Here is a 20,479-nt window from a genome sequence, read left to right as displayed (position 1 = left end):
AATATAAGGATAAGATAGTGCGAAGCTTATTTATGACGATATGTAATGCGACCTTTCGTTAGATCATATGGTGTCATTTCCACAGTAATTTTATCACCAGCCAAAACTCTAATACGATTTTTACGCATACGTCCAGCAGTATGAGCTACAATTTCATGTCCATTTTCTAACTGCACTCGAAACATTGCATTAGGCAATAATTCGGTAACCACACCTGAAAATTCTAATACTTCTTCTTTTGCCATTTATACCCTATCTAATCTATTTAATTAAACCCCGAGGTTACTTAATAACATATTTTATTATTTATAATAAGAGTTAATGTTAAAAAAAACTACTTGTTCCGCAAAAATATTACCGAATTACTAACAAATTCTTATAAATATACCCTAACTTCTTTATTCTAAGATTAAACCTTGAAAATAAAATTAATTAATAAAAATTAATTGGCTTATAAAAAGTCATAGGAGTATATTGCTTTTACATAAAATTTGTCTTATTTTGACACAAATATAAAAAATGTTTCAGTAAAAATGAATTATCTCAATAGATGTTTCGTTATTTCGGGTTAATTTTCTTATTATATGGATAGTCTATGTGAATATGGAAATAAAACAATTAAAAATCTGGCTTAATAAAAAGCTATCCGAAAAAGGTCATGGTAGCAAAAAAAATTTAGCAGAGTTTCTAGGTATCTTACCTTCTAGCTTAACAAGCATGTTGCTAGCTTCAGATTCTGGACGAAGTATAAAAGCGGATGAATTAATAAAAATTATAAAATTTCTAGGGGAGATTCCTCCATTTTTAACGGAAGAGACAGAATTTATTAGTTTATTTTATCAAGCAAACCAAGAAGTAAAAAACGCAATTTAACTATTCTAAAAAATTCCATCCCAGCAAAAGACTAAAATTACAATTTATCCACAATATTTTATAATCAAATAAAAGATTATGTACTAAAATGGATCATTAAAACCCGAATAAAACATTGGATATAAAAAAATTCTTGAATTATTTCATATAAAATGAAATAATGCCCACATTATATTATGTAATAGGATTATCATGCATATTAAAAAAAGAACCAACAAATTTTTGCACAATTTTGTAAATCCATAGATGATATGCTAGAAGAACTCAAAATAGAAATTAAAAATGGTGCAGAACCCGTAAAAGTAATTGAAGAAATTCAAGAATCTTTGGCCGCCTTAATAAAGGCTAGCGAAAACTAAGCAAAACACGCTAAGAGTGATCTTAATTATTTTAATAATTAAGTTTACCCATCCTCGCAGTAGAAATGTCCTACGCGAGGTAACAAGGTAAAACGAAATATACTATTTTTCTGAGATTAAATTAAAAAACTTTTACTAGCTTTTTTCTATGAGTCTTATTGGGAGTGCAAGTCACAGGTATAACAATAGCACCCCAATTTTACCCGCTCTAAAAACATCATAATTAAGTATAACTTAACAAAAATTTATCTCTTATAAGAGATAGTGATCAAACATAATGCTTAAAACAATTCATTACCTAAATTCATTAAAAAATATAAATATATTAAAACCAAAATTAATAACCAAGATATAAAAGAAATTTATCTGGAGCTAAAAAAATAGTTGTAAATATAATAGGTACACAATTGTAACTAATGCAAAATATTATTTAAAATTAAAAAAACATCATAGATATGCCTATTACTATGTTCTAAAAATCTAAAAGCTTAAAAGTAAACATTATTGCTACTGTCTACCATTGACCAATTGCTAACATCTATTAATAAAAAGTATTTGCCTAATTGCTGATTCCTTTCAGGAAGTTCATTAGGAAAAAAATTTATTATCCAATATTTTACTTTAAAAAGTGAAATAGAAAATTCCTTTATAAATTATTAAGAAAATCCGTCGAGACAGAAAATTGGAAATGGTCTTTTAAAATTTTATACTAAAGATCCGCATCTGAATACTGTACAGAAAATTTAAACATAAATTACATAAAATTATAACTAAAAATTCCATTCCTAATCTTTCATTAGAGGAAATAGAAATAAATGAAAGTATAGAGTTAAAATACATATAAAGTTCCTGTAACTGCCGTGGTTGAAGAAATTGTATAACAAATACTTTATTAAAATATTTTTTTAGAAAACTGATTTAGGTATTTCTTCTTCCTTAATCAAATATTTCGTTAACTATTTAGATGTTTGGAAAGTAAAATATGGATATCTTTTAATTAAAGATAGTTGTGTTTTACTAGGTGCAGGTGTATATGTTTATCCATTTTCGACTCCTAGCTAACACACGTCACGTTTTATCAAAGCGCCCACACGCATATAATTAAAAATTGAAACAATTAAACTCGCACTAATCATACCAAGCCAATAGCCAAAAAAACCATAGTTAAAAAATTGTGCTAGTAGTGCACCCCCCCACCAAACCTATCCCCCAATAGCTAGCGGTTACCACGATTGTTGCCCAAAATGTATCCAGCAACCCCACTAATATACCATTAAGCATAGTACCTAAAATACCAAATGCAATCGATAATAAAACAAACGGAAGTAGATGCCACGCAAAATCAACAACAGCAGTGTCTGAAAGAGCAAATATACGTGTGAGAAGAAAATTATAAGAAAAATATACCACGCCCGATAAAAGTAAAATATAGATAAGCGCAAATATGGTAACGCTTTTTCGCAGCTGTTGCAAAGCCGCAGAATTATTATCAGCTCTATACCACGCGGCTAGTGTTGTTGAGGCACTAGATATCCCTAAAGCGACGACAGAAATCAACATATCAAGACGCATGCCAATGCTGTGAGCTGCTAGAGCCTCTACCCCATAAACCGCAATCATAAAAGCTATAAAAGAAGGAAACCCCTCCGCAATAAAAATACGTATACCAATAGGTAAGCCTATCACCAGTAATTTAACTATACGCGCTATCTCTAGCTTTGGCCACCAATAATTAAAGCGCAAGGAGCGAAGAATAGAGCTACGCGATAAAATCATTACTGCAGCAAGTACAATCAAAACACGAATTATACTACTAGCAATTCCAGCACCCAAAACGCCCAAGCCGGAAAAGGAATTAAAACCAAAAATAAGGGGCCAAGCAATAAGAAAATTCAAAGGTATGGCCGCGAGCATAACCCAAGTTAAAGGTTTTGGATTACCAATTGCTGACATTAAGCCACGGCAATTTACATAGAGATAGAAAAACACCACCCCCATAGCAGCGCCCATATTATACTCCTGCGCACTATAAACAATTTCCTCATCTTGTCCAAACAGACGCAAAATATTCCCCGTATTGAATAAAATCACCATGCTGATCATACCAATCAACACACTAAGCCATAAGCCTTGATCAAACCATGCTTTCAAATTCTCTGGCTCTTTCCTTTGATGGCTTTCTGCAAGTTTTGGTACAACGGCAGTAATAATACCAAGCCCCAGCAACATAACAAAACTAAAAACAGGCTGAGCGCTAACATAGTGCCGCTCAGAGCCACAACACCCAAATGCGCCACAAGAGCTGCATCGGTGAAGGGAATCATCATTTGCGCAACAAACCCCACAGCCAAAGGAATACCAAGTGCAAGCAATTTCTTCATCATAGCAAACATGATGCGATATCCTTCTTGCGTAACAAGACGGTTACGTCATCAGCATTCAAAGAAAATTTATTAATTTTTTTCATCAGCGCCTGCCATTATAATCCTAAGTAAAGAATGAATAATTAGTACTCTTTACGCAAAGCGGCGAGTCCCAATTCTTAAAAAAAGCGCAATGCTCCGCTAGCCGTCCACTTCAGCACACGCATTTTTTGTACGACATTATGTCCCCAAACAACTACAGTTGTTGATAAAACGTCGAGAGCATGACTTAGTTCGTCTGGTATCTCCATTTTCAATATTTTCCACCACCGTTTTTGAAAAATTTCATGACACAAGAGTTGATACCCCCTAGGAAACCAATCTTTGGCAACAAAAAACCACTTAAATACCCTAATAAACCAGTTTAACTAACAAATAATTTTAATAAAACATTATTGATATATTATTAAATAATTATTTTAATAATATATGTCACACTTAGCTTATAATTATAAATTTAACCCTAATAGTTTAATATTTTAATTATTCTTAGAAATTTAAATATTAAACACAGCTTAAAATTAATTTAAAAGCTTGCTGAACGCTTTTTAATCTTTTTTATTATCTTTTTTTCACCAAAAAATAAAATTTGATTGCTAAAAATATGTTTATTTTAATTAAAAATAAGTTTAATGCTCTTGTAATTCTAAAAAAAAATTATAGAGCTACTTTTAACCTAACTATAATCATCTCACATCAACTTACCATTTTAAAAATATTCAATACACTATTACAATATATTCTATTAAATAGCTGTTTTATTTCACGTGTTAAAAAAGAGAAATATTAATTTAAAGTTTTGCATCATATAAGTCATAAGCTGATTGCATAGCTAACCAATATCTAGATATACTAATCCCTGCTTTTTCAAGACATATTGCTAAGTTAGGAGTTATATTAGCATGTCCATTAAAAATACGTGATGATGTTACTCTTGTTTATTTTAAATAATTGGCTACACCAGTTATTGTTAGTCATAAAGCTTCTATAACATCATATTTAAGCGATTTTCCTGGTTGCGGTGGTTTATATACCATATTATTAACTCCTTATAATTAATAATACTCAACTAGTTCAATGTCTGTCCTATAAATTTAAAGTTACCAATTTTAGCTCCCCCGAACAACATAATAATTTTTAAGTTTCCTACTAAAGAATGTGAACCAAAACCAACAAAATTCACATTTTGAAAAAAGTTAGCTTGCTCTAAAACAAAAAGTATATGTCCAATTCTATTAACCTGAGCTGGGCTGCCTTCCTCAGTAGAACCATGTCATAAAAAGAGATAAACAACACAAAAGTTGTTAATTTAATAAAAACTCTAGTAACTAAGAATTATATATGTACTATTTTAAAAATTTTCTTTTGGTATAGTTAAAAAATAATAATTTTAAACAATTTTTACACTTACTTTTTTCCATAGCGTAAGATTTAAGATGATAAACACGATAACTGTTAGTGTTAAGCTATCACCATTCTATACTATTCCACTAACTCGTTCGATAATTAATCCTATAAGAAGATTCCAAAGAAAACGCATTATATTTGTGCCAGTGATCACTCCAATTGCTAATGCCATAATCCACCAGTAAAAAAGACCCCGATCACGATTACAATGAAAGCACCTGTAAATATCTCTGAGCATTGCGCCTTTTATTAAGCCTTCAAAAGCGTCATCTATAACTTTCTGCTAACTATGATTTTAAGCATTGTTGTACTCAATATTTTGCGCCTATATATTTAAAGATAAGGCTAAAGACGCACATAGAATCATTAAAAAAATATTATATTTTTCATTATCTATTCGCTTTCAAAAATTAAACTAAATAAAAGGAAGTTTGTCTTCAAATGTCTAGAAAGCCTTGTTACTAACTTTTATAATCCTACGTTCTAAGAAACTCCATTTATTCTATGCTGAAAAGTTAGTACCGCTGAATATACCGAAAACACCAAACCAATAAGACCACTTAATATAAACACAAAACTAATAGATGTAAGTTCTGATAACATAGCACCCATTATAGGACCGGATACCAATAGTGCCATTTGCATACTGCTTATACTGGAAGTAATAGTTCCAATGCTCTCGATAGGAGATTCTATCTGCACAGTTGTACCAAATACTAGCGTAGTAACTGTATAAAAAAAACCGTTAAGTCCCCACAATAAACATAGAAAGTAAACTTGGAATGAAAATCCATTAATTGCTAAAACTCCTGGTATCAAAATAGTCAAGCTAAAACCAAATAAAGAAAATGAAGTTAGATGAAGAGCATATTTACGCTTAAAAAATTTTGGAAAAATTATACCCGCAACCATACCTCCGATAGCAGTACAACTTATGACCATACCAAATACAGAAGCGGCGAAACTTTCAGATCTTAAAAAAAGAGGAAACAAAGAATCGTAAAGAGATAATACGAGTGTCTGTACCACTGATGTAAGAAAAAGAAACTTAAATAGTTTTTTTTTTGTTGTAAAAGAGAATATAGTGCAAAGATACTAGCCTTTGCTTTTGATGACCTCATTTTTGCTATATGTCTATGATAAAATTTAATAAAATATATTTGAGGTAGACTAAGTAAGCATAGTAAAACTGATATAAGAAACGAATTCATACCCATTGATAAAATAATAGCAGCTGTGACTAAAGGAGCCAAAATCTTTGTTAATTGGAATGCAACCGTCATAAAGCTGTTGTTTGCAACTAACTGCTTATCATTTAAGATTGCCCGTAATAAAAATTGCCCTGGTGCTACCCCTAATGTATTTGCGATCCCCTTAATGAATACCATAAATATGAAAAAATATACATTCGGAGCGAACATAAGACTTATAGCAACTATTAGTTTAAGAAAAACTGAAGCATATAAGATAATAAATGGATCCCGGGAATCTGAAAAGCGACCTATAAATACCCCAAAAATTACTCCTGGCAAGCCATACAATGCAGTAGCATAACCAATTTCCATTGCACTAACTTCAAAAGTATACGTCAGAATAGACAATATTAATGTGAAATCTGTAATTGCTATCGCAAACGATAAAATATTTAGCGAAAGCAGGTGAGCATATGCTTTCACTCTAAAAGGATTTTGATCTTTTTCCATTATTTACCTATATTTTTTAACAAAATCCCTACTTAGAAAACATTTCATTAGCGACGAAACCGTACAACAAGGGTTCTTGAGAAAATTATATTAAGTCCGATGAAATATTGATAAATTGTTTTCTTTGAAGTTTCAATATACATTACATAGAACTTCGCCCGATGTTATTTATTAAAATTAGTATAACACCATAAAAAATTCTATCAAAAGTTTTTTAAAATATACCTGACTAAAATTTACCTCTTCTAATAACGAAAACTGTTAACCTAACCAAACAGCAAAATTAAAATATTAACAACATAACATAATATGTTAACATTCTCTGATTATGGCGGAATTGCTCTAGCTATTTTAATTAATGTTACACCTAGAGCAACAATAGAAGTAACGGCAACTAATTTACCTATTCATTTTGTTTATTTGTCTTGTTCACATCTATAACAATCTACACATTACAACACTACGATTGAACTTTTATTCCACGTGACAAAATTTTAAAAGTAGCGTAAATAATAGCTAATTCTCGTGGTATTGACTTCTCTTGTACTGTCAAAAATACTCTTTTATTTTTCTCTGTTATTTTACCATCACCACTTACAAACTTTAGCGTCAATTTCATTACGACTTAATAATTAAGTATCTAATTATATATTGATAACATCTAATCTTTATATTCTAAATAAATTACAGCAAATAAATACAATTATCAAGTTTAGTCATTACCGTCCCCACTTACGCCAAGCGTTACGAATATTAAATTAGATTTTATTAATGTCATTCTCGACCGTTTGACTTATTACAATCGATGTTAATGTTTCTTATCTTGCTTATTTCGTTAGTTTGTTAGGTTGGTATAGTAAATATAACTCCTAGATATGAATAAATGATAACTAAAAAATATAATTATAACTGTAATAAAGAATAGCAACAACATAAGCTAAGGTGATGATCATATTAACTATATTGTAGAACAAAATAAATTTTGATATTCATTAATTGTTTTTATAACATAAAAAAATATACTTTTAATATTTATACTATTTACTAACAATAGATTTAATTATTAGTGTAAATATATTTTTCAAATCAGAATATTAATGAAAAATATTTAAAATTATCTATAGTCATGGTAGAATATATGTTGCAAGCAATTACTATCCGCTGCACTCTATTAGTATGTAAAGTCTTTGCCAGTGTAGTGCTTTGGTTTGAATAGTACAATATAGGAGACATCTACTTTGACTAAATATCGTCGTATTATCCCCCTAGCTATAGGGGTTTTTATAATATCATTTTTTATAACCTACTGGATAACGGGTTTTATATTTGATTAAGCTTATAAAAGACCTTGGAAATATTGATCTTTGTATAATATAGCCATTAAGTCACAATTAATAAAATTAATATTTGTGGGAAAAATGATGAATATTTTACAATAATCTTGCAAAAGTATAAAAAAACCTTTAACAAGAGTAGTGTTAGCGCCCGTAGCTCAGCTGGATAGAGCACCAGACTACGAATCTGGGGGTCAGAGGTTCGAATCCTTTCGGGCGCGCCATTTTCTTATATAAATTCATTTAATTTATATTATTAGTTATAACTATAATTTTAAATAATGAATAAATTCGTTCCGTTACTGAAAAAGGCTATGTGAATGTTTACTACATATCGTAATATCTTCACCTCAAAAGGCTCTTTTTCTTTTTCCATGGCAGGACTAATAGCTAGATTGCCATCGTCTATGATGACATTATCTATCATCACTATGCTAGAAAGAGAACTAGGTAATTATACTATCCCTGGAATTATAGCTGGTATATTTGCTTTTACATTAGCTCTTTCTTCACCCGTTATTGCTCGTTTTTCAGATATATATGGACAAGGTAGAGTAGGAATAATTTTTGGTACAAGTTCTTTACTAGCATCATTATTATTTTTATTTAATCTATATTTAAATGGTCCATTATTTATCTTATTTATTCTAGTTTTTATAATGGGTTTTAAACCAAATTATGGTGCTTTTGTTAGAACTAGATGGTCAGAAATATTTCGTGGAAAAAAACAACTACATACGGCTTTTTCATTTGAAGCAGTAATAGATGAAATAGTATTTATTATAGGACCGGCTCTAGCTGTTTATCTAAGTGTTAATATGTTTTCTAGCGCTGGATTATTAGCCGCTCTATTTTTTCTTTCTACTGGAGGTTTATGGTTTTGTTTACAAACCAATAGCGAACCCAAAATAAAAAATACTTTAAAAATTAGTCCTAAGCCTTTAATATATATGCCATCTATACAAATTATATTTTTAATAACCGTAGCGGTAGGGACAATTATTAGTTCATGCGAATTAGTATCTGTAGCTTTTGCAAATAAAATAGGAGATCCAGCTAAAGCTAGCTATGCTTTAGTAGCTTATGCGGTGGCTTCACTTATTTCTGGTTTATTATTTGGTATGGTAAAATGGAAAAAACCTTTAAATGAACAGCTTATGTTATTCACGATAGCAGTTTTATTACTAGCTATACCACCGCTATTTGTTAATAGTTTATGGCAATTAATTCTTGCTTTATTTTTAGCTGGCTTTGCATGTGCGCCTTTACTTATTTGTTGTTTTTCTGTAGTTGAAAAAATATCTCCACCAGCTCAATTAACTGAAGGAATTGCCTATGAAGGATCTGGTATTGGTATTGGAGTAGCTCTAGGTTCGATTACTTCAGGTCGTTTAATTGATCTTATGGGCGCGCAATATGGATTTTTAATTGCCATTATTGCATCAGCAGCAGCATTGTTATTACTTTTTTTAACTTCAAATAAATTAAAAAAAGCTTTAGATAACTAATGTTTACCAATTTTCAATTTTTTACGCCAACCACCTGATTTATATAATATATAAGCTAATACCATTAATATAAATGAACTAACCGGAAAACTTAACCATATAGCATCAGCTTTTAAATAAGGGTAACTAATGTAATAAAATGTTAACCTCACTGGAAAAAAGGATAAAAATAAAATCAATAAAGGTCCTATTACATAACCATTAGCTCTCATAGCCGCAAAAAACACTAAAGCAGCACCAAAAAATAAAAAACTCCAAGAAGCCCATAATTGAATATGTTGCCCCATAGCTATTGCAGGATTAGCTTGTAAAGTTTTTATTCCTCCTAAAAATAATGATAAAATTTTATCATTAAAAATAAGCAATAATGATAAAAATACAGTAGTGACAAATAAAGATAAAGCTATTCCAGAGTAAGTAATTTTATTAACTCTGTCCCATGCTCCAGCTCCAATATTTTGCGCAACCATAGCACTAACAGCGGCACCTACGCCTATTGCAGGCATTTGCAAATAAGACCATAATTGTTGAGTAGCACTATATGCTCCACTAGCTATCACCCCTTCAGCATTCACTAAAGCAACCATAATTAAAGCAGAAGCCGACATTAAAATCAACTGAGCGCCCATAGGTATCCCGCGCGTGAGTAAAAACATTAATACTTCTTTTCTAGGCAACAGATAATGTAAATGCTCCCAATCAAAACTTAAATAAGATTTTTGTCTTGAAATATAAAACAGCATAAGCATTAAACTACTATAAGACGCGATTACCGTAGATAAACCTGATCCAGCTATTCCTAACTGCGGAAATCCCCATAATCCTGCTATTAATAATGGATTTAAAATTGCATCTATTAAACAACTAAAAGCCATAAAGTAAAAAGGTGTAACAAAGTCACCCCCTCCTCTTAGCCCCATAGATATCATTATAGTAATTATACTTGCAGGCAAAGCCCAAAGCATAATATGCGCATAAGTTTTAGCCATAGGCAACACATCTACTGGTGTGGCTAACACATGAAAAATATTATCTAAAAATATCTCTCCTAATATTACAATAATTACAGATAAAACCACGCAAAACCCTAGAGCAGACCCAAAAGCCTGCCGGGCTCCATCTTCATCCTTTTTACCTAAAGATTGTGCAACTAATACGGTAGCAGCTATTCCAAAACCAAATACTAATGATAAAACCATAAAGAAAACTATGTTAGTATTAGCTGAAGCAACTAAACCTTTTTCAGTCAGATATTGTCCGATCCACATAGCATTAATAGAACCGTTAAATGATTGTAACATATTTCCAAACACGGTAGGTAAAGATGATAAAATAAGCGTCTTTACAATAGGTCCACTCGTTAAATTACGACGTCTAGAAAAAGTCTTTTTCATTTGTTCAATTTCTGCCATAATTTCTCCATAGTCAAATTTATGTCAATGTCCTTGCTAATTTGTGGCTAAGATTTTAACGATTTTTTCTCTAATATCTGGTGGTTGTTTTTTCTGTCTCTGCCATTCATATTTATCTATAAAATATCCTGTTATTTTTAAAGCATTTAAAATATCTATATTAGACTTAGGGCGTAAATTAATATTTAATAAAAATTCTGGTAAAAAAAATAATTTATCTTTCCATGGCTCCCCGATATTTTGACAAACTGCATTACCAGTTTTAGGTGACACATAAGTTAAACCCTCTTTCTTACCAGTTACTGCACATTTTGAAAAAGGTAAACCAAACCCCAAATCCTCTAATAATTTTAATTCTAACCTAGCTAAAAATTCTCCTAATATATATTTCTTATCGAAAAAAGAAAAAGATGTTAAAAATAATGAATAAATAACCGGGTAAGCTTCTCGCTCAGGCAAACAACGTAAATAGATAGCTATCAACTGTACGTAATATAAATTAATAGCAGAAGACATAATTTGTCCAAAAAAATAAGTAATTGGCTCTACCGTAAAACTTCCTAGTTGTTCTTCTGTTCGACATTTATAATCTAACGAAACATAATTACCCAATTGCAATAACGGTTGTTTCTTCTTAGAAGTTCCACCAAATACTATTCCTTTATAAAATCCATTATTCTTTGTCAGCACTTCTAATAAGATATGATTTTCCCCTATAAGCTTTTTTCCTACAATTATAGCTTCATCTTGCCAAATCATACTTAATAACCCTTACAAATTTAGCCCCATTTCTTTATATCTTTCAGCATCAGATCTCCAATTTGGACGCACTTTTACAAATAAAAATAAATGTACTTTTTGCTTCAAAAACTCAGATAATTCTAAACGCGACGCTTGACCTATAGCTTTTATTGTTTCACCATTATGCCCTAAGATTATTCTTTTTTGATTTTGTCTTTCCACATAAATTACTTGTTGCACCTTAACTGAACCATCCTTTTTTTCTTCCCATATTTCAGTTTCCACAGTAGCTGCGTAAGGTATTTCTTCATGAAGTCGCAACAATAATTTTTCTCGAGTTATTTCAGCTGCCAAATAGCGCAAAGGTAAATCAGATATTTGATCTTCTGGATAATAAAACGGACCTAAAGGTAAATGCTCAGCTAGATATTTAATTAAATCTTCACAACCTTCGCTAGTCAAAGCAGATATCATAAAAGTATCTTGAAAATTTACTTTTTGATTTAACTCATTAGTTAAAGCTAATAATTTTTTACGATCTATTTTATCAACTTTGTTTAATACTAATAATTTTCTTTTTTTATTATTAACAATTCCTTGTAGAAGCTCTTCCACATTAGAAGTTATACCTGTAACAGCATCAATTAATAATAAAATAATATCAGCATCTTTTACTCCTTGCCAAGCAGTAGAAACCATAGCTTTATCTAGATTTTTACCTGGTTTAAAAATTCCAGGTGTATCTACTAAAATAATTTGGCTTTGCTGATATTGGACTATGCCCCTAATAAGACGCCTGGTTGTTTGCACCTTATGAGTAACTATAGAGATTTTTTCACCTACTAGCTGGTTAATCAAAGTAGATTTACCAGCATTTGGTGCACCTATCAAGGCTACAAATCCTGAACGTGTAACAACATCTGATTGATTATTTATATTCTTTTTATCTTCTAACTCATCCACAACATTACTTTCTCAATTTTCCCATACTTTTTCCCTAATAAGCATATTTTTTGCTGCATCTCGTTCTGCCATTTTTTTAGAATTTCCTTCACCTTCAGCCGGAGCAACACCTTTCACTCTAACTTCTATCTTAAAAAAAGGATCATGATCTGGTCCTTTACGTTCTAATAAACGATATAAAGGTTGTTCAGATTTACATTTATGAGCCCATTCTTGTAATTGAGTTTTTGGATCTCTTCTTTCTGCTCCTTGTTGTAAAGCGCGCTTTTCCCAATATTTTTTTACAAAATTATAGACAGCTGGTAAACCATCATCTAAATAAATTACAGCTATTAAAGCTTCTAAAACATCCGCATAAATATTAACAGATCTAGTACCTTTTAAAGCTTTAACATCCGCACCTAATTTAACCACTTTAGACAATTCTAATTCTTGAGATATCTGATAACACACCTCAGCATTAACTAACCCATTTAATCTTACAGCTAACTCACCCTCTGTTGCCTCAGGAAATAATTTAATAACTAATTCGGCGATAGCTAAACCTAAAATCCTATCTCCTAAAAATTCTAGCCTTTCATAATTATTACCTTTTTGAAGACTAGAGTGGGTAAGAGCTATCTCTAATCTTTGTAAATTTTTAAATTTATGCCCTATCTTTTTTTCAAGCTCTATTTTATCACTCAAGCGCAAATTCATTATACTAACATATCTTTCCTATTACTTATCAACGTTCATCTTTTAAGTTAGTTTCCACATCACCATAAGTTAAATTACTAACCCAAGTAAACAACCTATTATAACGAATAGCAAGAGGCCATTTCCATATTTCCCATATGCGAGCAACATCATTTAAAGATAAAAATATTATATTAGCCTTACCTATGAAATTTTCATATGGAACAAATCCTACCTCAAATCGACTATCAAGAGAGTTATCTCTATTATCACCTAACATAAAATAATGTCCTTCAGGTATTCTATAAACTTTAGTATTATTCGCAATTGACTCCGGAAAAATATAAATACTATTATAACTTACTCCATTAGGTAATGTTTCTTTATATAATTCCACTGGTCCATTAATATCTGTCACATCTTTATCATTTAAATCAGGCAGTTTTTGCCTTTCAATTGCTTTACCATTAATATAAATTAGCCCATTAATTAACTGAACAGTTTCACCAGGTAATCCTATTACTCTTTTTATATAATCAACTGAATTATCTGAAGGCAACCGAAATACTGCAATGTCTCCTCTTTTTGGTTCACTACCCCAGAGACGCCCCGAGAAAAAATCAAAAGTCACGGGAATAGAAAATTTAGAATATCCATAAGCCATTTTAGAAATAAATAAATAATCTCCTACTAGCAATGTAGGACGCATAGACCCCGAAGGAATTTTAACCGGCTGTATAATAAAGCTTCTAACTATTAATACTATCAAAGCAGCATATAATAAAGCTTTTATATTGCCCCAAAAACCGTCATTTACTGCTGTTTCTTTTTTTACTTTTTTCTTTAACGACATTTTATATCCACCAAAATTATTACCTTGCTTACCATATAACAAAAATAATAGAGTTACGAGCGTAACTCATAAATTTACCCAAGTATTTTAAATAACTTAATTACCAATATAACTTAATTTAGTTAATTATTTTACCGCCTCAATAATTACAAATGCTTGCACCCATGGTTTATCATCCGTTATTGTAACATGTGTTATATATTTGTAATTTTCTGGTAATTTAGTTAATAATATCTCTTCAGCTACTCTAGAGATTTTTAATATAGGCTGTCCAGAATTTAAATTAATCGTTTGAAAATCTAACCATGAAACACCTTGAGCTATTCCTACTCCTAAGGCTTTTGCAGCAGCCTCTTTAACAGCAAATCGTTTAGCATAAAAAGCTATAGGATCCTTATATTTACCGGCTAGGGTTTTTTCATCTTCGGTAAAAATCCTATTAATAAATTTTTGACCATACTTATGAATAATCTCTGCGATCCTCGTTTGATTAAGAAAATCACTACCAATACCTAATATCATATTTATTTTCACTTTTTAATCTTATGTTGAACTTTCTTTACTAAAGAAAGAACTAATAAATAAAATATAATAGCAAATAAAATTCCTAAAAATAAGGATCCAAACATTATATATCTAAAAATAGAATCCCAAAAATAATAAAAATCTAATGTCTGCAACATTTGCCATATATGACTAACCGATAAATTACTTATCTCCTCATTTTTAACGTTTATATCTAATACATTAAAAAAATATTTACCTACATGATAACAGGCACTTAACATAATTGGCAAGGTTAAAGGATTAGAAACCGTAGTACCAATAACAGCAGCGGTAATATTAGCAGAAAAAAACCACGTAAATAACACAGCTAAAAAAATATGAAAACCAAAGAATGGTGAGAAAGCAAAAAACACCCCAATAGCAACACCTAAAGCTATTTTATGAGGACTAGTCTTAAGCCTCAATAAAGGCTCCCAATAAGATTTAATTATTTTATTCCAAATTTTTTTCATGTTAATTAAATAGCCGGACTAAATTTAGCGGTTATCTTTTGTCTGAATTGGTCAAATAAAACGGCGACTGCTCGCACAAATGGGCGACCTACTTTAGTTACCTTAATTATACCGTCAGAATATTCCACTAAGCCATCATCTATCAACGTACTCAACTGTTCAATTTCTTTCTTAAATAATTCCAAAGGAGCATAGTCAGTTAGCGAAACTTGGAAATGACACATTAAGTTTTTAATAATTCCTGCTCTAATACTATCTTCTCCTTTAAGAATATAGCCTCTTACAATAGGTAATTTTTCTGCTTTAATAGATTTTTCATAACTATGAAGATCTACAAAATTTTGTGCATAGCCCAACGGTAATTGTGATATAGACGAAGAACCTAGGCCTAACAAAATATTATTGTTATCATCCGTATAGCCCTGAAAATTTCTATGTATTTTTTTACTTTCCAAACCTTTAGCCAACTCATCATCAGGAAGAGCAAAATGGTCTATACCTATCGACACATAACCTTGTTCTAATAATATTTTTTCAACTAAATCTGCTTGTTGAAAGCGCTCTAGCGCCTTAGGTAAAATTTCTGTTTTTATCAACCGTTGGTTAGCTCTACGTTGCGGTAAATGCGCATACCCAAAGCAAGCAATTCTAGATGGTTTTAATTCAGCTACCAGATTACAAGTTTCTGTTAAACTTTCCAAGGTCTGATAAGGTAAACCATAAATTAAATCAAAATTTATAGCATTGATATTTCTTTCTCGAACCAAGGTTAAAGCCTGCCTAACAGAAGCTAAAGACTGTATTCTTCCAATTGCTTCTTGAGTTTTCAGATTAGTATCTTGAATACCAAAACTCACTCTATTAACTCTCATTTTCACTAAAGCATCAGCAATTTCAGCTGTTAAAGTTCTTGGATCTAACTCTATTGCATGAGCTAAATCATCCTTTAAAAGAAAATGCTCCTGTAACGCATCCATTACATATAATAAACCAGACGATCCCAATATTGAAGGAGTACCTCCGCCCCAATGAATATGAGAAACTTTCAGAGGTTTTTTTAAATAATTACGATAAAGAGCAATTTCTTTTACTAACAATGTGGCATAACTATGTATAACTTCTTCGCGAATAGCTGCTTTAGTATGACAACCACAATAATAACAAATTTCCTTACAATAAGGTACATGCAAATATAATGATATTTCACGCGGTTCATTATCATTAAGTTGCGTCAACCATTCAGCATAAACTTGCTCATTAACCTCATTACAAAAATCTACCGCTGTAGGATAAGAGGTATATCTAGGTATAGTCTGAGTTGCATAAAATAAAAGTTTCTCTTGTTTCATAATTTACCATTTAAAAGCATAATTGATATTGTTTTAATCTATTTCACTAACTAAAAGCTAGTATTATTTTAATATTTCATTAACAAGATCACTGCTTCATAGTTTAATTGCTTCAATCTTTCACAAATATGTGACCCAATCAAACAGTTAAATAAGTAGCTTCAACATAATCACATAAGTAAACTAAATGCTACCCTAAATTTACCTCTCTAGCAGATGTAACGAGGATAGAGAGACTCTATCAACATTATTAAAGATGACGACTTCCTGGTTTAATGGCCTCAATCTGACGCAAATCTTCTGGCAAATCATTAGGTTGATAAGCAGGAACATCATATTCACATAATGGAATGAATGGAACTCCTAAATTTACCCTACCTGCTGACCTGTCAATAATAGAAGTTGCTCCTATAACCTCTGCTCCAAGATCCTGCATACATTTTATAGTCTCTTTTATGGATAAACCAGAAGTTACTATATCCTCAACAACAACTACTCTTGCACCAGGGTTAATAGCAAATCTCCGCAATTGAAATTGTCCTTTTTCACGCTCTACCCAAATTGCTGGTACTTTCATATGACGTGACATTTCATACACAGGAATAATAGCTCCTACTGCTGGAGCAACTAAATAATCTATATTTCCCCAATTAGCTTCTTTTACTTTTTCGGCTAAAGCTTTCATTAATTTCTCTGTTTTATCTGGATACATAAAAACCCGTGCTTTTTGTAAAAAAATGCGACTATGTAATCCAGAAGTTAAAATAAAATGCCCCTCTAATAAACCACCAGATTCTTTAAAAATATCTATTACTTCACTTACATTCATTTATGTATTCCTTATTTCTTAAACGGTATTTCATCAAAAACTCTAATTACCTCACGTACAGATTCTACAATTTTTAACCTAGATATTAAAGTATTTAAATTTGCTAAATTCCATACTTTTAACTCTATAAATATTTCATAGAAATCCTCAGCTAATTTATTAAGTACAATATTTTTAATATCAACGTCATGCTCAAAGATTATTGTACTTAATTGTGATAAAAGTCCTACATTATCGGCGACTATAATTCTAATAACAGCAGCAAAACGATCCTCACTATCTTTGGATAAATCCCATCTAACATCAACCCATCGTTCAAGATCATTTTCATATTTTGTTAAAGCAGTTGACTGAATAGGATAAATAATTATTCCTACTCCAGGCTCTAAAATACCAACAATTCTATCTCCTGGAACCGCGCCACCAACACCAAATTTAACCGGTAAATCTTTATTGTGTCCTTTAATAGCTAATATCTTATTTGTTTTACTATTAAGATTATCTTTTTCATAGAAATTAACTGATAGTTTTGATTTATCATCATTTTGCCTTTCAGTTACATCTGTTAGAGAAAGATTATTTTTTACTTTACTTGCGTAATATCTTTCTTCCTTATAATTAGGATAAAGCGCTTTTAATACATCAACGGGTGTTATCTCACCACAACCAACACTAATTATAAGATCTTCAATATTTTGTTTATCTAAACGCGCTAGTATTAAGCCTAAACTTTCTCTGGAAAAAATTTTTTCTGCTTCAGAAAATTTTTTTTCTAATAATTGTGTGCCTAAAGCTTCATATTGTCGCCTAGCTGCAGCCTTGCTAGCGCGTCTAATAGCTGCACGCGCTTTACCCGTAGTAGCCAAAGCCTCCCAACTCGGAGAAGGTACAACAGATGGCGAACATAATATTTCCACTTCATCCCCATTACATAAATCACTTGCTAGCGACATTACGCAACCATTAATTTTTACACCACTGCAATGATTACCTATTTGAGTATGCACAGCATAAGCAAAATCTAACGGTTTAGCTCCATAAGGTAACGATATCAATCTTCCACGTGGAGTAAAACAAAAAACTTGATCTTGGAATAACTCCAATTTTGTATTTTCTAAAAATTCCTCAGGGTGCGCTCCATCGGATAAAGATTGTATTGTTAACCGCAACCAATTATATAATCCTTTTTCATCATTTTTAGAAAAAGGTGATAAATCTGCATTGGCTCTTTCCTGTAAAGATGCATCTTTATAAAATGCATGAGCAGCCACACCATATTCAGCTATTTCATGCATTAAATTAGTTCTTATTTGCAATTCTATTCTTTGACGTGAAGGACCTACTATCGTCGTATGAATAGACTGATAACCATTCTGCTTAGGAGTAGATATATAATCTTTAAATCTTCCTGGAACTACAGACCAATTAACATGAATGACACCTAACGTTTTATAACAATCCTCTTTATTTTTAACTATAGCCCTAAAACCATAAATATCAGACAATTGTTCAAATGACAAAGCTTTACGTTGCATCTTACGAAAAATAGACCATGCGGCCTTCTTTCTTCCGTATACAACGGCTTCAATACCTGCTTTCTTTAATTCCACAGCTAAACTATGTTCAATCTCATAAATTAAATTTTGATTTTTATACGTCATCATAGCTAATTTATCTTGGATTAGCTGCCATGCTTCAGGGTTAACATATCTAAATGATATTTCTTCTAACTCCTCCCGCAGATCTTGCATCCCCATTCTTCCAGCTAAAGGAGCATAAATATCTAACGTTTCTTCAGATATTCTAAGTCTTTTATCTAACCTAACAACGTCTAAGGTACGCATATTATGTAATCTATCGGCAAATTTAACCAATAAAACTCTTACATCATCACAAACTGCTAATAATAATTTCCTTAAATTTTCTGCTTGTGCTATTTTATGAGAAATAAAGTCTAATTTTTGTAATTTTGTTACCCCTTCGACTAATCTTCCTATTTCTTTACCAAATAATAAATTTAATTCAGCTTTTGTAGCGCTAGTATCTTCTAGAGTATCATGCAATAAAGCTACCGCGATAGTTTTCTCATCTAAGCGCATATCTGTTATTATATTAGCTACTTCTACAGGGTGAGAGAAATAAGGCAAACCAGAAGCTCGTTTCTGTGCTCCATGTTTGCGTAATCCAAATTCATAGGCTTTTCTGAGTAGTTCTTCATTTACATCAGTTTTATATGATTTAACCTTTGCGATTAACTCGCAACAACTCATCATGCCATGCCGCTCCTAATAACTACTTGAATATCCATGGATATTAGCATTTTTCTTGCTAAGATTACAAGAATTTTAACTAATTAAACTTTTTGCTCTGCTAAAAATATCCTCAAACATTTGTGTAGTGAGCCTATTAGTTTGAGTATTGTAACGCGAGCAATGGTAACTAGATAAAATATATTTATTCTCAAATTGACCTAAAGCCCCATGTTTAAATGGATAGTCTTTAATTTTTAGCTTCAAGATTTTTAATAAACTATTATGAGCAATAGTACCCAAAGGTATAATAACCTTTAAGTTAGGTAAATTTTCAATCAATGAAGCTAAAAAACCTCTACAATTATTAATTTCATCTGTCGTTGGTTTATTTTGTGGTGGAACACAACGCACCGCATTGGCAATAATACAATTAACTAATTGCAAATTATCATTTGCATCAGGATCATAATCTCCAATAGCAAAACCATATTTTCTTAAGGTATTATATAGTAATATACCAGCATGATCTCCAGTAAATGGTCGCCCTGTGCGATTAGCCCCTTGTAACCCTGGTGCTAAACCTACAATTAAAATTTCACTCTGATAAGGCTGATTAACTGGTAAAAAACTAGTTATAGGAGCATTATACCAATCTGGGTTTTTCAATTGCTGCTGTTGCAAAAAATTATATAACCTTATACAAATTTTACAAGGTATATTAGGAACCAAAATATTATTATTTACTTTCCTCATTACAAATCACATAATTATACTTT

At 31.1% G+C, this 20,479-nt stretch carries 20 protein-coding genes and 1 tRNA gene; 4 read left to right on the top strand and 17 right to left on the bottom strand.

Annotated elements, in window-relative coordinates; genetic code table 11:
- Positions 1-26: 26 nt before the first annotated feature.
- Positions 27-245 (bottom strand): translation initiation factor IF-1, encoded by a 219-nt coding sequence (gene infA / locus AB6T46_RS01195; RefSeq protein ID WP_370931627.1) that lies wholly within the window; start codon positions 243-245, stop codon positions 27-29.
- A 352-nt stretch (positions 246-597) separates the two neighbouring features.
- Here infA and AB6T46_RS01190 point away from each other — a divergent pair, with 352 nt between their 5' ends.
- Positions 598-873 carry an XRE family transcriptional regulator gene (locus tag AB6T46_RS01190; protein WP_370931626.1) on the top strand — a complete coding sequence of 92 codons (276 nt, stop codon included), beginning with the start codon at positions 598-600 and terminating at the stop codon, positions 871-873.
- A 1,523-nt stretch (positions 874-2,396) separates the two neighbouring features.
- On the opposite strand, the gene AB6T46_RS01185 is transcribed toward AB6T46_RS01190, so the two are convergent.
- From AB6T46_RS01185 to AB6T46_RS01170, 4 genes are all read right to left on the bottom strand, one after another.
- Complete coding sequence (locus AB6T46_RS01185; RefSeq protein WP_370931625.1) at positions 2,397-3,461, bottom strand: MATE family efflux transporter; 1,065 nt, start codon at positions 3,459-3,461, stop codon at positions 2,397-2,399.
- Positions 3,380-3,625: a hypothetical protein gene (locus AB6T46_RS01180; protein ID WP_370931624.1), complete on the bottom strand. Its 246-nt coding sequence runs from the start codon at positions 3,623-3,625 to the stop codon at positions 3,380-3,382. The genes AB6T46_RS01185 and AB6T46_RS01180 overlap by 82 nt, the downstream gene beginning before the upstream one ends.
- 1,920 nt (positions 3,626-5,545) lie before the next feature.
- A complete protein-coding gene (locus tag AB6T46_RS01175; RefSeq protein WP_370931623.1) occupies positions 5,546-6,055 on the bottom strand; it encodes a hypothetical protein in 510 nt (169 codons plus the stop codon).
- Positions 6,037-6,765, bottom strand: coding sequence for an MFS transporter (locus AB6T46_RS01170; RefSeq protein ID WP_370931622.1), 729 nt, complete (start codon positions 6,763-6,765; stop codon positions 6,037-6,039). Before AB6T46_RS01170 ends, AB6T46_RS01175 begins: the two co-directional genes overlap by 19 nt.
- 309 nt (positions 6,766-7,074) lie before the next feature.
- Between AB6T46_RS01170 and AB6T46_RS01165 the strand changes: the two genes are divergently transcribed.
- A complete protein-coding gene (locus tag AB6T46_RS01165; protein ID WP_370931621.1) occupies positions 7,075-7,206 on the top strand; it encodes a hypothetical protein in 132 nt (43 codons plus the stop codon).
- Between the two features lie 19 nt (positions 7,207-7,225).
- Here the strand turns inward: AB6T46_RS01165 and AB6T46_RS01160 are convergent, their stop codons facing one another.
- Positions 7,226-7,378, bottom strand: a complete 153-nt coding sequence (locus AB6T46_RS01160) for a hypothetical protein (RefSeq protein WP_370931620.1) — start codon at positions 7,376-7,378, stop codon at positions 7,226-7,228.
- Between the two features lie 868 nt (positions 7,379-8,246).
- Between AB6T46_RS01160 and AB6T46_RS01155 the strand changes: the two genes are divergently transcribed.
- Positions 8,247-8,323: transfer RNA gene (locus AB6T46_RS01155), tRNA-Arg, on the top strand.
- 96 nt (positions 8,324-8,419) lie between these two features.
- A complete protein-coding gene (locus AB6T46_RS01150) occupies positions 8,420-9,607 on the top strand; it encodes an MFS transporter (protein ID WP_370931619.1) in 1,188 nt (395 codons plus the stop codon).
- On the opposite strand, the gene AB6T46_RS01145 is transcribed toward AB6T46_RS01150, so the two are convergent.
- The 11 genes from AB6T46_RS01145 to AB6T46_RS01095 form a co-directional block, all read right to left on the bottom strand.
- Complete coding sequence (locus AB6T46_RS01145; protein ID WP_370931618.1) at positions 9,604-11,019, bottom strand: MATE family efflux transporter; 1,416 nt, start codon at positions 11,017-11,019, stop codon at positions 9,604-9,606. The genes AB6T46_RS01150 and AB6T46_RS01145 overlap by 4 nt on opposite strands.
- A gap of 36 nt (positions 11,020-11,055) precedes the next feature.
- Positions 11,056-11,778, bottom strand: a complete 723-nt coding sequence (recO, locus tag AB6T46_RS01140; RefSeq protein WP_370931617.1) for a DNA repair protein RecO — start codon at positions 11,776-11,778, stop codon at positions 11,056-11,058.
- A 12-nt stretch (positions 11,779-11,790) separates the two neighbouring features.
- Complete coding sequence (gene era / locus AB6T46_RS01135) at positions 11,791-12,696, bottom strand: GTPase Era (protein ID WP_370932032.1); 906 nt, start codon at positions 12,694-12,696, stop codon at positions 11,791-11,793.
- A gap of 39 nt (positions 12,697-12,735) precedes the next feature.
- Entirely contained in the window at positions 12,736-13,422 is a 687-nt protein-coding gene (gene rnc, locus AB6T46_RS01130) for a ribonuclease III (protein ID WP_370931616.1), read from the bottom strand.
- 28 nt (positions 13,423-13,450) lie between these two features.
- Positions 13,451-14,254: a signal peptidase I gene (lepB, locus tag AB6T46_RS01125; protein WP_370931615.1), complete on the bottom strand. Its 804-nt coding sequence runs from the start codon at positions 14,252-14,254 to the stop codon at positions 13,451-13,453.
- Positions 14,255-14,380: 126 nt separating this feature from the next.
- Positions 14,381-14,788: a holo-ACP synthase gene (acpS, locus tag AB6T46_RS01120; RefSeq protein WP_370931614.1), complete on the bottom strand. Its 408-nt coding sequence runs from the start codon at positions 14,786-14,788 to the stop codon at positions 14,381-14,383.
- Positions 14,785-15,273 carry a DUF2062 domain-containing protein gene (locus tag AB6T46_RS01115; protein ID WP_370931613.1) on the bottom strand — a complete coding sequence of 163 codons (489 nt, stop codon included), beginning with the start codon at positions 15,271-15,273 and terminating at the stop codon, positions 14,785-14,787. Before AB6T46_RS01115 ends, acpS begins: the two co-directional genes overlap by 4 nt.
- Before the next feature lie 5 nt (positions 15,274-15,278).
- On the bottom strand, positions 15,279-16,622 hold the full coding sequence (hemN, locus tag AB6T46_RS01110) for an oxygen-independent coproporphyrinogen III oxidase (protein ID WP_370931612.1): 1,344 nt from the start codon (positions 16,620-16,622) through the stop codon (positions 15,279-15,281).
- A gap of 250 nt (positions 16,623-16,872) precedes the next feature.
- Entirely contained in the window at positions 16,873-17,451 is a 579-nt protein-coding gene (pyrE, locus tag AB6T46_RS01105) for an orotate phosphoribosyltransferase (protein ID WP_370931611.1), read from the bottom strand.
- A gap of 11 nt (positions 17,452-17,462) precedes the next feature.
- Positions 17,463-19,724: a bifunctional (p)ppGpp synthetase/guanosine-3',5'-bis(diphosphate) 3'-pyrophosphohydrolase gene (locus AB6T46_RS01100; RefSeq protein ID WP_370931610.1), complete on the bottom strand. Its 2,262-nt coding sequence runs from the start codon at positions 19,722-19,724 to the stop codon at positions 17,463-17,465.
- 72 nt (positions 19,725-19,796) lie between these two features.
- Positions 19,797-20,456, bottom strand: a complete 660-nt coding sequence (locus AB6T46_RS01095; protein WP_370931609.1) for a uracil-DNA glycosylase — start codon at positions 20,454-20,456, stop codon at positions 19,797-19,799.
- Between the last annotated feature and the right edge of the window lie 23 nt (positions 20,457-20,479).

This window comes from Bartonella sp. DGB1 (assembly GCF_041345015.1).
Classification (GTDB): domain Bacteria; phylum Pseudomonadota; class Alphaproteobacteria; order Rhizobiales; family Rhizobiaceae; genus DGB1.
The sequence above is the reverse complement of the archived record's forward strand: the minus strand, read 5'-3'. Positions and strand labels throughout refer to the sequence as shown.